This window comes from Salinisphaera sp. LB1, from assembly GCF_003177035.1.
Classification (GTDB): Bacteria; Pseudomonadota; Gammaproteobacteria; order Nevskiales; family Salinisphaeraceae; genus Salinisphaera.
This window is the reverse complement of the sequence record NZ_CP029488.1, coordinates 2,271,278-2,284,981: the sequence shown is the minus strand read 5'-3', so window position 1 is coordinate 2,284,981 and position 13,704 is coordinate 2,271,278. Positions and strand designations below refer to the sequence as shown.

Below are 13,704 nucleotides of genomic sequence, written 5' to 3'. Positions count from 1 at the left end.
CCGCCACCGGCGAAGGAGTTGTATCAATGGCCTGGTTCCGATCGCACCGCCGCGACGATCCGCAAACCGGCGCGCCCGATACGCCCGACGCGCTGCGCGCCTACGCCGGCCAGTATTCCGAGACGCGCTTCTGGACCAAGATGTCGCGGGTATTCAAACGCGCCGGCTACGAGCTGCTGGAAAAAGCGCTCTGGCTGCACTATGCCGCCCAACGACCGGATACACCGGGCTGGGCCAGGGCGACGGCCTACGGCGCGCTCGCTTATTTCATCCTGCCGTTCGACGCCATTCCCGACTGGCTGGTCGGCTATGGCTTCACCGACGATCTCGGGGCGCTCACGCTCGCCGTGGCCACCATCTCGCAATATATCGACGCCGGCGTGCGGCGCCGGGCCACGGCCAAGCTCGACGACTGGTTCGGGCGACCGAGCCATCGCCGCTCCATGCACACGGTGGAATGAGCGCCGCCCACGATTTGCGCGGCCGGCGGGCGCTGGTCACCGGCGCGTCCTCGGGCGTCGGCGAAGCCGTGGCGAGACAACTCGCGGCGGCCGGCGCGCGCGTGGTGGTCGCCGCACGCCGTGCCGATCGCCTGCAGCACGTTGCCGATGAGATTGGCGCCATCGCCTGCCCCGCGGATGTGGCCACGCCGGGCGCTTGCGTCGAGTTGGTTGAAAGCGCGGTTGCCGCGCTCGGCGGGCTGGATGTCCTGATCAACAATGCCGGCGCCCATCATCGCGGCGATTTCGCCGACCAGAGCGCGGCTCATCTGGCCACGATGGTGGATGTGAATCTGCGCGCGCCGGTGGTGCTGTCGCGCGCTGCCCTGCCCCATCTGCGCGCCGCCGCGCGCGGCGCGATCGTCAACGTCGGCTCGGTAGCCGGGCGCATGCCGGTGCCCGGCAGTGCCACCTATTCGGCGACCAAGGCCGGCCTGCGAACGCTGACCTATGCGCTGGCCGAGGAATGCCGCGGCACGCGCGTGTGCGTGTCGGTGGTCTCGCCCGGGCCGATCGCGACCGATTTCATTCTCGCCGACATTGACGCCGTCACCGACCTGACGTTCTCACAACCCATGAGCACGCCCGAACAGATCGCCGACCTGGTGCTCGACTGCATCGCCGACGGACGCGTGGAACGCACCCGCCCCACCTCGACCCGCATCATGACCACCCTCGGCAGCCTGTTTCCAGCCCTGCCGCGCGCGCTGCGCCCGGTGCTGGCGGCCAAGGGCCGACGCGCCAAGGCACGCTACCGACGCGGCGGCTGATCGCGGCTTGCGCCCGTATCGCTCCGGGCCCAAAGTGGCCAGGCCACTCGAACCGTTGCCAAGGAAACCGCAGCCATGGGCATTATTGCCTGGATCATATTCGGCCTGATCGCCGGCGCCATCGCGAAACTGATCATGCCCGGCGACGACCCCGGCGGCATCATCGTCACCATCGTCATCGGTATCGTCGGCGCGGTGATCGGCGGCTTCATCGGCGGCATACTCGGCTTCGGCGGCGTGACCGGATTCAATATCGGCAGTTTCATCATCGCCATTCTCGGGGCGGTCATTCTGCTACTCCTGTATCGGCTGGTCGCCCGGCGTTAGTCGCGGATACAGGGCGTCGGCCGTGCATGCGAAAGGCTGCCTTGTTCGGCGCCACACTCGCGCATCAGGCGCTTGTCATGGCTGAACGAGATACCACCCGACCCGGCCAATCCGCCGACCCGACCGATATCGCCCCCGTCCTGCTTTTCGCCCGGTACGGCCCGCTCAAGTCGCGCGCCGTACCGCCGATGTATTACGTGGCATCGAACATATTGCATCGGCAAGGCGAAGGGGAGATGAATGGCTACAACCCAATGGGATCTCGCGATCAACCCAGTCTCTGACGAGGCTGACCGCGGCACACCACACACCGAGGGCGAACCCACGGTCGCCCGCGGTTGGCCGCTCAAGTACAAGATTGGCATTGCGCTGATTTTTCTGCTCTTGCTGGCCATCGGCATCGTGGCAATATTCGGCCACAACGTGCGCTCGGAAATCTATTCCTCCCGAAAGGCGGGTTTGCGTAACACCGTGACCATGGCCGAAACCATGATCGCCGGTTTCGAAAAACGCGCCGCCAATGGCGAAATGAGCGAAAAGCAGGCCAAGCAGCGGGCGATCCAGGCCCTGTCGAACATGCGCTTTGGCGCCAACCACAAAGACTATGTTTTCGTCTTCGACTCCGACGACAACATCATCTGGCACCCGCGCCACAAGGCTGGCCAGAACATGGGCGACTATAAGGACGTCAACGGCGTTCACGTCTACCGCCAGCTCAGCGACGCCGCCAGCAAGAACGGCGCAGGCTACGTCTACTATTCATCGCAACGCAGCAAAACCGGGCCGGAATTGCCGAAGCTGAGCTATGTCACGCAATTCAAGCCCTGGGGCTGGGATATCGCGGCCGGGGTCTACATCGATGATCTGCACGCGACATTCGTGAGCGAATTGATCCGTTACAGCGCCACGCTCGGCGGCTTCACCCTGATTATCATGCTGATTTTCATCGTCATCGCCCGCAACATTTATCGCGAACTGGGCGGTGAGACCTACGAGGCACGCCGCCAGCTCGATCGCATGGCGACCGGCGACCTCAGTCAATCCACCGAGATCGCCAAGCGCCACGCCAACAGCCTCATGGCCAGCATGGAAGCCATGCGCCGCGACCTGGCCGCCATGATCGCGCGCATTCGCCAGGGCAGCGAATCTATAGACAGTGCGGCCGGCGAGATCGCCGATGGCAACGCCGACCTGTCGACGCGGACCCAGCAGCAAGCCGCGTCGCTGGAGGAAACCGCGGCGAGCATGGAAGAGCTCACCTCTACCGTATCCAACAACGCCGATCACGCCAGCAACGCCAGCGAGCTCGCCACCAAGAGCAGCCATGCACTGGAAGACAGCCGGCGCCTGATCGGCGAAGTGGTCAACACAATGAGCGAGATCCGGCAGGGCGCCGACGAAATCTCGCAGATCACCACACTGATCGACGACATCGCCTTCCAGACCAACCTACTGGCGCTCAACGCCTCGGTCGAGGCGGCACGTGCCGGCGAGCACGGTCGCGGCTTCGCCGTCGTGGCCAGCGAAGTTCGCAAGCTGGCCCACCGCTCCGCCGATGCCGCCAAGAACATCTCCGGCCTGGTCGAGCGCTCGGTATCCTGCGCTCATACGGGGGCCGAGCGTGTCGATCAGGCGAGCTCCTCCATGGATACGCTGGGCGAACACGTCGAGCAGACGCGCACGCTCATGTCCGAGATCTCGACCGCATCGACCGAGCAATCGCGCGGCATCGAGCAGGTCAATCAGGCCGTCACCCAGATGGACGAGGTGACCCAGCAGAACGCGGCCCTCGTGGAACAGGCCTCGGCCGCCTCGCAGTCGCTCAAGGATCAGGCCGGCGAACTGCGACAGACGGTGGATCGATTCCGCGTCGCGGACGCGGCATTCACGACCGCGTAAGCGCAGGCGCGGCCGGCCACATTGTCTGCCGGCCGCGCCCTCGCGCGGTTGCGCCCCTACCCGGCCCAGGCCACGACACGAAAGCGCCGCCGCTCCGGCACCGCAGCCGGAGCGGCGTGCCGGGCAAGTACAGCCCGGTCTGCGCGGCACAGGTCTGCTAGACTCGCCGGGCTCGCTCAGAGCGCCGTTTTTACCGCGATTAGGGCCATGAAACACGAAACCGACAACCTGCGTATCAAAGGCATTCAGGAATTGATCTCGCCCGAGGCCTTGCTGGCCGAGCTGCCTGTCTCGGAGGCTGCTTCCAACACGGTCTTCGAGGCCCGATCCGGGGTTCAGAAGATCCTCGCCGGCGAGGACGACCGCCTGGTGGTCGTGGTCGGCCCCTGCTCGATTCATGATGTGGACGCCGCCCTCGAATACGCCGAGAAACTCAAACAAGCCCGCTCGAAGTACGCGGGCGAGCTGCTGATCGTCATGCGCGTCTATTTCGAGAAACCGCGCACGACCGTCGGCTGGAAGGGTCTGATCAACGACCCGGATCTGGATGATTCGTTCAAGATCAACAAGGGCGTGCGTCTGGCCCGTAACCTGCTCTCGCAGCTGGCCGACCAGGGCATACCCGCCGGCGTGGAATTTCTCGACCTGATTACGCCGCAATATCTGGCGGATCTGGTGTCCTGGGGCGCAATCGGCGCACGGACCACCGAATCGCAGGGGCACCGCGAGCTGGCCTCGGGGCTGTCCTGCCCGGTCGGCTTCAAGAACGGCACCGGCGGCTCGATCAAGATTGCGGTCGACGCCGTGGGCGCGGCCGGTCACCCGCATCACTTCCTGTCACTGACCAAGGAAGGCCGGTCGGCGATCTTTGCCACCGCTGGCAACGCCGACAGTCACCTGATTCTGCGTGGCGGCAATAACGGGCCGAACTACGATGCGGACTCGGTGGCCGGCGCCGTGGCCCAGCTCGGCCAGGCCGACCTGCCCGCCCGCGTGATGATCGATTTTTCGCACGCAAACAGTCGCAAACAGCACAAAAAGCAGCTTGAGGTCGGCGACGACGTATCGGGCCAGATTGCCGCCGGCAGCCGGGCGATCTTCGGCGTAATGATCGAATCGCATCTGCGGGAAGGCAACCAGAAACTGGTGCCGGGCGTGAAACCGGACTACGGCGTATCGATCACCGATGCCTGTCTCGGCTGGGAAGATACGCAGACGCTGCTCGAGGAACTGGCACACGCAGTGGCCGAGCGGCGCGGCCTGCGCAACGGCGACGACGACTACTGAGCGGCCGCTATGCGCACCAATAAAAAACCGCCGAAAGGCGGTTTTTTTTTACCAGTAGGGGCCGGGCAGAATGGCGGCCAGCAACCGCGCGCGAATGTCGGGCTTTTCCGGTTGGGCGTTGCGCCCGGCGTAACCGCGCGAAGCCCGGGACGACGGGAACATGTGAAAGGCCTTGTGCAGCACAAAGTCGTTGAGCTTCGGCCACACGGCATAGCTGACCTGGGCGGTGGTACCCAGCGGCGAGGCGATGCTCTTGGGCCGATCGATGACGGCGGCCACGATCATGTTGGCGGCCTGTTCGGGCGTGAGCGCCGGGACATAGTCGTAAAGCTTGGTCGGCGCAATCATGGGGGTGCGCACCAGCGGCATGTAGATCGTGGTCAGGTCGATGTTGCGCGAGGCCACCTCGGGCGATAGACAGCGCGAGAAGGCATCCAGGGCGGCCTTGGAGGCCACATAAGCCGAGAACCGCGGCGCGTTCGTCAGCACGCCAATCGACGAGATATTGATGATATGCCCCGCCCGGCGCTTGGCCATCGAGGGCAGCAGATTGAAGATCATCCGGATCGCGCCGAAATAGTTGAGCTGCATGGTGCGTTCGTAATCGTGGAAGCGTCCCAACGACTCGAACACCGCACGCCGGATCGAGTGGCCGGCGTTGTTGATGAGAATATCCACGTGCCGATGATCGCGCAGGATCGTGGCCGTGCATTCGTCGATCGCCTCCAGACGCGACAGATCGCAGGAATAGGCGAAGGCCCGCCCACCCATGCGCTCGACAATGGCCCGGGTCTCTTCGAGCTTGTCCGGATTACGCGCGATCATGCACACGGTTGCACCGGCCCGCGCCATCTTCTTCGCAGTCATGAAGCCGATGCCGCTGGACGCCCCGGTGATCACCACCACTCGGCCCGAAACACGCCGCACCAGCGTGGCCGGCACCTCGACGTCGCAGTCGATATGCATCTCCCAGTAGCGCCAGAGCGTCTCGGCGTAATCCGGCAGTTTCGGACATCGGATCCCGCTGCCGGCCAGCGCCGCGCGCGTATTGGCATCATCGAAAATCGCGCGGTTGTTGATGTAGCCCAGGATCGACAACGGCACGCCCAGGGTCTTTGAAAGACGCTTTTCGAGCCAGCCGGCCAAGGGCAGACGCCCGGCGAGTTGCTTGACCTGGCGTTCGGTGGCCGCCGACCACTGCTGGCTGGGCAGGTTGTGGATGACATCGGGGCCGTGTGCGGCGCGCACGAAAGTCTTCAGCATCGCACCGGCCGTCGGCGGATCGGGCTGGATCAGGAAATAGGCCTTGCCATGGCCCGAGCGCTTGTGGGCGATGTGCGCCATGGCCTCGGCCACGTAATCCACCGGGACCACCGGCATCAGGCCGCCCTCGATGCCCAGCAGCGGCAGCCATTTCGGCAAGCGGTCGCGCAGCGCCTTGATCGCCGGGAAAAAATAGTATGGCCCGTCGACCTTGTCGATCTGACCGGTCCTGGAATCGCCGACCACCATGCCCGGCCGATACACCTTCCACGGCACCTGCGCGTGCTCGCGCACGATCGCCTCGGACTGGAACTTGGTACGGTAGTAAGGGTGCTCCAGCTGCTGGCCGACATCGAACATGTCGTCGCTGAACACGCCTTCATAGTCGGCACCGGCGATCGCCACCGAAGACATGTGATGGAACACCGGCTTGCGGCGGCTCTCGTTGGCCAAAGCATGGGCCAGCGCCACCATGTTGGCCGTACCGCCGCTATTGACGCGATCGGCCTGGGCATCGCTCATGTTCATGTCGTACACCGCGGCCAGATGAAAAACATGATCGATGGTGCCGGCCAGCTCGGCGCGCGCGGCCGCATTGACCACGCCCTCCCGCGTGATGTCGCCCCAGACCGGAATCAGGCGCTCCGAATCGGCGCCCAGCGCCTCGCGCAGGGCCTCCATTTTCCCCGCGCTGGCCCGACGCATGAGCACGTAGACGGTCGCCGAGCGACGCGCCAACAGGCGCGCCACCAGAAACCGTCCGATAAAGCCGGTCGCACCGGTGACCAGATATTTCATCAATTATCGCTCTCTGTTTGGAACCGGTGCCCTGCTCATCTGGCACACTACGTTAGGCTAAGCGAGCGGCCACGCCAATACCTGCCGACACCCGCCCCCATCTGACAGAATAGTTCCCCCCATGCCCGAATCGGTGACACTATGAGCGAGACTATCTTCGGCAAGATCATCAACCGCGAGATCGAAGCCGACATCGTGTTCGAGGACGATCAGTGTCTGGCCTTTCGCGACGTTAACCCCCAGGCGCCGCTCCACGTACTCGTGATCCCCAAAAAGCCGATCGCGATGCTGGCTCATGCCGAGGCGGAAGACGGCGAACTGCTCGGCCACCTGATGCTTGTGGCGCGCCGCGTGGCACGCGACGAAGGCTACGGGGACGCCTTCAGGCTGGTGATGAATAACGGCGAAGCAGCGGGCCAGACCGTGTTCCACATGCATCTGCACGTACTGGGCGGACGCGGCTTCCAGTGGCCGCCGGGCTGATCGCCCGCCCCACAGCAGACTTGTTTTTTTTCTGTTTAGCTTTATTGTCATATTGGTAACTTCGTCGCGGGCGTCCCGCCCGGAGACGACGCCGGGATCCCGCTCACGAGCCCCGTCCCGGCAGCCTCTCTTTCCCCGAGCACGAACAGTCAATGAGCACGACCGCAAAATCTGCTACTCATGCCGATGCGCTCGGCCCGCGCGGCCACGGCCGCGCCGCGGCCGAGGATATCGAAGACGTCCAGGGCCGGGCCGACCCCCGCAACCTGGCCATCAACAAAGTGGGTATCTGCGATATCCGGCATCCGGTGTCGATCGCCCAGCGTGTTGGCGGCCATCAGTCCACGGTTGCCACATTCGGCATGTACGTGAATCTGCCCCATGAGTTCAAGGGCACGCACATGTCGCGCTTCGTGGAGATCCTCAACGCCCACGAACACCAGATCACGCTCGAATCGTTCAAGACCATGCTCGGCGAGATGACCGAGCGGCTTGAGTCCGACAACGGCCACATCGAGATGACCTTCCCGTACTTCGTCGACAAGTACGCACCGATCACGGGCGAAAAGGGGGTCATGGACTACGAAGTCACCTTCATCGGCGATCGGGTCGACGGGCACACCGACATGCATGTCGAGGTCAAGGTGCCGGTCACCACGCTTTGTCCCTGCTCGAAGGATATCTCCGACTATGGCGCCCACAACCAGCGATCGCTGGTGACGATCCGCGTCAAGGCGAATGCCTTTTTCTGGGCCGAGGAGCTGATCGACATCGCGGAATCCGAAGGCTCCTGTGAATTGTTCGGCATCCTGAAGCGCATCGACGAGAAGGCGGTAACTGAGCGGGCCTACGAAAATCCGAAGTTCGTCGAGGATGTGGTTCGCGATATCGCCACGCGGCTGAACGACGACGATCGTTTCCGCAGTTATCGGGTGGAGTCGGAGAACTTCGAATCCATCCACAACCACTCGGCTTACGCGATGATCGAACGCGACAAGGACCTGCCCGCAAGCTGACTGCCTCCGGTCGATTCGAAGTCCGGTTGACATCGGCAAACGCATCCCGCGCACTCGCCGCGGGAGCCCTGCTCAAGTGGCCGAGACAACCGACTTCTCATGCAGCCACAACCATTCGGCTTACGCGATGATCGAACGCGACAAGGACCTGCCCGCAAGCTGACTGCCTCCGATCGATTCGAAGTCCGGTTGACATCGGCAAACGCATCCCGCGGCACTCGCCGCGGGAGCCCTGCTCTGACGTCGCTGAGTCGGCCGACTTCTCGTCCAGCCACAACCATTCCGCCTATGCGATGATCGAGCGGGATATGGACCAGCGCGCAAGCTGAGCGCCTGCGTTGGATTCGAAGCCCGGTTGACATCGGCAAGCGCATGCGACCGCGGCCTGTGCCGGGATCGGGCGCTGCAGCACGCGCCGCGAGCAACCGGCGGGTCCGTTTCACGAGCCCGCCGGCCGTTCACGGAACGGTGCCGTTGCCGGCTCAGGTCGCGGTCGGCGGCGACGTGGGCTTGCGGGTCGTACGCCGGGACTTGGCCGCTCCGGCATCCGCCTCGGCGGAACGCTTCGCCGGGCGCTTGCGTGCGGCCCCGGGAGACCGTTTGCCCTGCTCGCTCGACGGCTCCGCCGAGCCGGCCAATTGCGCGGTGATCTGCTGATAGCCGCCGCTGGCGACCTCGGTCAGTTCCGAACGGGTTCGGTCAAGAAGCTTCAGCGTGGCGCGATAGGCCGCGACCATCTGCTTGCGCCCGGCCGGCACATAGCGCCCGGGTCTTTGCGCGACCTTGCGCAGGCCGTCCCGCCGGGCGCGCCGAAACGCCGCCTGGGCGGAGGTATAGATATTCTTGGCCGCGCCGATTTCAGTATTGGCGACCGAGCGGCTGTTGTGCGTGACGACGGCCATGGCCTCGCGCTGAGTATCGCGCCAGGCCCGGCGGACGCCGCGATAAGCCTGGCCGGCCCATTCAACACGCTGATGCAAATTCGATGCGATGTCCTGGATGATCATGATCGGCCCTCCGGCGATCTGTGGGCGTACAGCCCGATTGAGTCGTTCCACGCATGTTGCAGCGCAACATCAATGAATCTAGGGGCCGGTCCTGGCGCAGTCAATGGAGGGGGACGCTTTACGCACACCTTGTTGCTGGATATATTTACAGCATGACAAAGCTCACACCCAAGCAGCAACGTGTGTTCGATTTCATTCGAGCCACCCTCAAGCGTACCGGCGCCCCGCCCACACGGGCGGAGATTGCCGACGCGCTCGGCTTCGCGTCGGCCAATGCCGCGCAGGCGCATCTGCAGACACTGGCGCGCAAGGGGGTGATCGAACTCGGCTCACGGCGCAGTCGCGGGATTCGCCTGGTGGAGGCGGCCAACGACAACGCCGACGATGAACCGTCCGAGAGCAGCGATACCCTGGCGGTTATTGGCCGGGTAGCTGCGGGGGCGCCCGTGCTCGCCGTGGAAAACGTGGAGCGCCGCGTGAGTATCTCGCCCGGCCTGTTCTCGGCGCCGGCGGATTACCTGTTGACCGTGCGCGGCGACAGCATGATTGGCGCCGGTATTCTCGACGGCGATCTGCTCGGGGTGAAAACCGGCGGCGAGATCCGCAACGGTCAGATCGGCGTATTCCGGATCGACGACGAAGTTACGGTGAAGCGCTTCCAGCGCGACGGTAACCATGTACGCCTGCAGGCGGAGAACCCGGCGTACGCCGATATCCAGGTCGACCCCGAGCGCGATGGCTTCGCCCTGGAAGGGCTTGCCGTCGGCATCGTGCGCTCGGTCTGATCGCCGCTCCCCGGACCGCGCGTCGCCGTCGACACATAGCGGCCGCAGCGGTAGGCCTGATCGCAACGCCGGCCGCCGGCAGGTCGACAGCCATGTGAACAGAGGCGACGCCTTCGCCGCCTCTGCCGCTGCGTCGCCGCGATCAGCTGCCCTTGTGCTTGAGCGGCACCATCACGGCCTCGGCACGCTCGTTCTTCTGGCGGCCCGAGGCCGTGTCGTTCGACGCCACTGGATGGGTCGCCCCCATGCCCCGTGCCCCGATCCGATGCGGGTCGACACCCGCCTGGACCAGCAGCTGGGCAACATCACGCGCACGGGCATCGGACAGGCCTTGATGATAAGCCTGAACCTTCTGCTTATGGCTCGGATGCTGTTGCTTCAGCTTCGGATTGGAATTGACGAACGCCTGCAGCCGATTGGCGGGCGGCTCGCTGTTGTCAGTAAAGCCGAAGATCGCCACACCGAGCTTCGGATGTGCCTTGGCGAGCTTGGCAAGCCGGCCGATGACCGGATGCGACGCCTCGGTCAGACGGGCGGTACCGCTCTGGAAATGCAGGCTGCCCAGCATGTCGGGAACCACGCGCTTGCCGGCGAGATCCTGTGTGCTGACGCTACCTGAAGACGCTGTCGCCTGCTGCTGCTGCCGTTGCTGCGCCTGCAACTGATGGAGCTGCTTCAGCCCGACCTCGCGCTGCGCCGTATATTGCGCGATCTGGGCCAGACGCTGCGCCCGGTGCGCTTCATTGGCCACCTTGGCCAGGGCATCATCGCTACGCTTTTTCTTGTTCGCGATCGCCTGCCAATCGTTCTTTGCCTGCGTCAACGACTTTTGCGCCTGGGTCAGCGACTGGCTATCGAAATGTTTGACCTGCTGCTGGGCCTCGGCACTCTGGACGGCACTTTCGGCGTCGGACAGGGGCCCGAAGGTCGGCGTTCCGGCGTGGGGGCTGCGATGAATGGCATCATGCCAGGCGGCATTCTGAGCCTTGACCCCGGTCAGTGAGGGCGACGGGGGCACCGGACTGGATTCGAACACCGCACAACCGGCGAACAGCGGCAAAACCGCAGTCAGCCCACCCATTACGATCAGACGCTTCATCGCATTCCCCCTAGCATACCGTGGCCCGGCATAGCGCCCTGGCCGAGCGGCGCGCCCGGGCGTGCAGGCTGCTGGCCGCCCTTCGTGCTGTTGCCGCCGATGCGGCCGGGGCCCGGCGCCCCAATGCTGCCGTTGCGGTTGTAGCCGTTGTTTTCGCTGCCGTTGCCGTTGCCGTTGCCGTTGCCGCTGCCGTTGCTGCTGCTGTTGCCCTGCAACTGACTGATCTGGTTCTGGACCGCGCCGGCCTGGGTCTTGACCAGCGCCGCGCGCGCGTCGAGGCGCGCCTGCTGGACCAGGGTCTGGACACGATCGTGCTCGGCCGGTGTCAGCGAACGATCTTTCTTGGCCGCCTTGAACAGGATGTCGCGGGCAACCGTAATGCGCCGCCGCGCACTGTCCACAATGCGCGGCGCGAATTGATCGGCATGCACGGATACCGCCTTGTTCAAAGCCTGCGTGGCCGGGTCCAGCAGGCTCTGGTCGGGCATATGGATGTGGGGGTGCGCGGCACGCTGGCTCGCGCAGCCGGCGCCCGCGGCCGATGCCGCAATTGCAGCACCCGCAATCAGGTGGCGGAACCACCGATGATGACTGGCCGACATTCGGGATCTCCCTGTTCGCTTCGGCGCGTGGCCTTGAGCCACGGACATTCAAGGGCGGGATTCTAGCAGCGTGGCCGCCAGATACTAAAAACGCGCCGGCATGCACCGCGCTCAGGCGGCACTCAAGCCCTGTCGCGCGGCGGCCAGCGCCCTCGGCCGGCCGACATCGATCCAGCGCCCGCGGTGATGCTCACCGCCGGCACGATCGGCCTCGATCGCTTCGCGAAGCACGGTCGATAGCGGAAAACACGTCTCGCTGCGCCGGCCGAACCAGTGGGGCGCAAAGACGCCGACCCCGGCGTAGGTCAGTCGCGGCGCCGCATCGACTACATGCTCGCCGCGCAGGCCGAAATCGCCACGGGCATGGTGTGCCGGATTATCAACCAGCACCAGATGCGCTTCGGCGCCTGCGCGTTGCGACGCCAACGCGCCGTAGTCGATGTCGCTGAATACATCCGAGCTGATCACGAGGAACGGGGCCGGTCCGAGCAGCGGCAGTGCATTGGCGATACCGCCGCCGGTATCCAGCGCCCCGGGCTGTTCGAGGCTGTAGGTGATGCGCAAGCCATAGCGGCGCCCGTCACCCAGCGCATGCTGGATCTGTGCGGCGCGATACGCGACGTTAATCACGACCTCGCCGAGCCCCGCCGCGGCAAGCGCGCGCAGATGATGCCCGATCAAGGGCTGGCCGCCCACGTCGATCAGCGGCTTGGGCACGCGATCGGTCAACGGTCGGAGCCGTTCACCGCGGCCGGCGGCCAGAATCATGGCTTTCATCGCACTCTCGCTTCAATGAACGGGCCCAGCGGCGCCAGCTCGTCGAAGCCGGCGACCACGGGACGCAGATAATCGCGGAACCGGTCCAGGTCATCAGCATAGCGTGGCTTGCCATCACGCCGCGCAATACGCACGAACAGGCCAAGGATCTTGAGATGGCGCTGGGCGCCGGTCAGGGCAATGTCTTCACGAAAGCTCGCCCAGTCCGCGGCCACCGGCAGGCCGCGCCCGATCGCGCCGTCCCAGTAGTGCCGGATCCAGCCGTCCACACGCGCGGCCGGCCAACTGACGAACGCATCGCGGAACAGGCTGGCGACGTCATAGGCGGCGGGGCCGTAGCGCGCATCCTGAAAATCGATCACGCCGGGCAGAGGCTGGCAGGCCATCAGGTTGCGCGGCATGTAGTCGCGATGGACGTAGACCGGGGGTTGGGTCGCCAGTCGATCGAGAATGAAATCAAAGGCGCCGTCGATTGCCCGGTCGTCACGGGCGCTCAGCTCGTGGCCCAGTTCGCCGGCGATGTACCACTGCTTGAACAGCGCCATCTCGCGCGCGAATGTGGCCCGGTCGTAGTCCGGCAGCACACCCGGCCGGCTGGCCCCCTGCCAGTCGAGCAACGCACCGACGGCGGCGCCGAACAGGGCATCGGCATTGTCGTCGTCGAGCACCGACAGATAGGTCCGATCGCCGAGGTCGCTCAGGCACATGAACCCGAGCGCTGCGTCATGATGAAGAACCTGCGGCGCGTTGAGTCCCGCCTCGTGCAGCAGGCGGGCCACGGCCACAAACGCGGCCACGTTCTCGTATTCCGGTGGCGCATCCACCGCGATCCAGCTCCGGCCACCCCGCCGGGCGCGGAAATAACGCCGACGGCTGGCATCGGCCGATACGGTTTCCCATGCCAACGGGCCGCCGATGCGTGCGACGAGCCATGCCACGAGCTGATCGTAGCGTCGATCCACGGCCGAATTCATGCGCGCGCTGTCCCGGCTTGCGTTGCGAGGGCGCGCCGCGGTGCGCATAATCGCAGACCGAAGGGGCATTGCTTGCGAATACAATGATTTCGGCCGGCCCGCGGGGCGCTTGATGGC

The 13,704-nt window shown here is 65.0% G+C and carries 14 protein-coding genes; 8 read left to right on the top strand and 6 right to left on the bottom strand.

Translation table 11 applies throughout. From position 1 onward, the window contains the following. Positions 1–26 precede the first annotated feature (26 nt). From SALB1_RS10325 to SALB1_RS10300, 5 genes are all read left to right on the top strand, one after another. The gene (locus tag SALB1_RS10325; RefSeq protein WP_109993790.1) at positions 27–461 is read left to right on the top strand and encodes a YkvA family protein; all 435 of its coding nucleotides are present in this window, start codon (positions 27–29) and stop codon (positions 459–461) included. Further along, positions 458–1,270, top strand: a complete 813-nt coding sequence (locus tag SALB1_RS10320; protein ID WP_109993789.1) for an SDR family oxidoreductase — start codon at positions 458–460, stop codon at positions 1,268–1,270. The genes SALB1_RS10325 and SALB1_RS10320 overlap by 4 nt, the downstream gene beginning before the upstream one ends. A 75-nt stretch (positions 1,271–1,345) precedes the next feature. Further along, the gene (locus SALB1_RS10315; RefSeq protein WP_109993788.1) at positions 1,346–1,597 is read left to right on the top strand and encodes a GlsB/YeaQ/YmgE family stress response membrane protein; all 252 of its coding nucleotides are present in this window, start codon (positions 1,346–1,348) and stop codon (positions 1,595–1,597) included. A gap of 240 nt (positions 1,598–1,837) precedes the next feature. Then, positions 1,838–3,496, top strand: a complete 1,659-nt coding sequence (locus tag SALB1_RS10305) for a methyl-accepting chemotaxis protein (protein ID WP_109993786.1) — start codon at positions 1,838–1,840, stop codon at positions 3,494–3,496. A gap of 207 nt (positions 3,497–3,703) precedes the next feature. Next, entirely contained in the window at positions 3,704–4,783 is a 1,080-nt protein-coding gene (locus tag SALB1_RS10300; RefSeq protein WP_109993785.1) for a 3-deoxy-7-phosphoheptulonate synthase, read from the top strand. A gap of 48 nt (positions 4,784–4,831) precedes the next feature. Here SALB1_RS10300 and SALB1_RS10295 read toward each other — a convergent pair whose 3' ends face one another. Then, complete coding sequence (locus tag SALB1_RS10295; protein WP_109993784.1) at positions 4,832–6,844, bottom strand: SDR family oxidoreductase; 2,013 nt, start codon at positions 6,842–6,844, stop codon at positions 4,832–4,834. 141 nt (positions 6,845–6,985) lie between these two features. On the opposite strand from SALB1_RS10295, the gene SALB1_RS10290 reads away from it, so the two are divergent. Further along, positions 6,986–7,327, top strand: a complete 342-nt coding sequence (locus SALB1_RS10290; RefSeq protein WP_109993783.1) for a histidine triad nucleotide-binding protein — start codon at positions 6,986–6,988, stop codon at positions 7,325–7,327. A 152-nt stretch (positions 7,328–7,479) separates the two neighbouring features. Continuing rightward, positions 7,480–8,343, top strand: coding sequence for a GTP cyclohydrolase FolE2 (gene folE2, locus SALB1_RS10285; RefSeq protein WP_109993782.1), 864 nt, complete (start codon positions 7,480–7,482; stop codon positions 8,341–8,343). Positions 8,344–8,825: 482 nt separating this feature from the next. Here the strand turns inward: folE2 and SALB1_RS10280 are convergent, their stop codons facing one another. Beyond that, positions 8,826–9,350 carry a hypothetical protein gene (locus SALB1_RS10280; protein ID WP_109993781.1) on the bottom strand — a complete coding sequence of 175 codons (525 nt, stop codon included), beginning with the start codon at positions 9,348–9,350 and terminating at the stop codon, positions 8,826–8,828. Positions 9,351–9,502: 152 nt separating this feature from the next. Here SALB1_RS10280 and lexA point away from each other — a divergent pair, with 152 nt between their 5' ends. Then, a complete protein-coding gene (gene lexA / locus SALB1_RS10275; RefSeq protein ID WP_109993780.1) occupies positions 9,503–10,135 on the top strand; it encodes a transcriptional repressor LexA in 633 nt (210 codons plus the stop codon). 142 nt (positions 10,136–10,277) lie between these two features. Here the strand turns inward: lexA and SALB1_RS10270 are convergent, their stop codons facing one another. The 4 genes from SALB1_RS10270 to SALB1_RS10255 form a co-directional block, all read right to left on the bottom strand. Further along, on the bottom strand, positions 10,278–11,234 hold the full coding sequence (locus SALB1_RS10270; RefSeq protein ID WP_109993779.1) for an OmpA family protein: 957 nt from the start codon (positions 11,232–11,234) through the stop codon (positions 10,278–10,280). Continuing rightward, on the bottom strand, positions 11,231–11,836 hold the full coding sequence (locus tag SALB1_RS10265; protein WP_158590707.1) for a DUF4398 domain-containing protein: 606 nt from the start codon (positions 11,834–11,836) through the stop codon (positions 11,231–11,233). The genes SALB1_RS10270 and SALB1_RS10265 overlap by 4 nt, the downstream gene beginning before the upstream one ends. 111 nt (positions 11,837–11,947) lie before the next feature. Next, positions 11,948–12,613, bottom strand: coding sequence for an N-acetylmuramate alpha-1-phosphate uridylyltransferase MurU (gene murU, locus SALB1_RS10260; RefSeq protein ID WP_109993777.1), 666 nt, complete (start codon positions 12,611–12,613; stop codon positions 11,948–11,950). Continuing rightward, positions 12,610–13,587, bottom strand: a complete 978-nt coding sequence (locus SALB1_RS10255; protein WP_255414374.1) for an aminoglycoside phosphotransferase family protein — start codon at positions 13,585–13,587, stop codon at positions 12,610–12,612. Before SALB1_RS10255 ends, murU begins: the two co-directional genes overlap by 4 nt. Positions 13,588–13,704 lie beyond the last annotated feature (117 nt).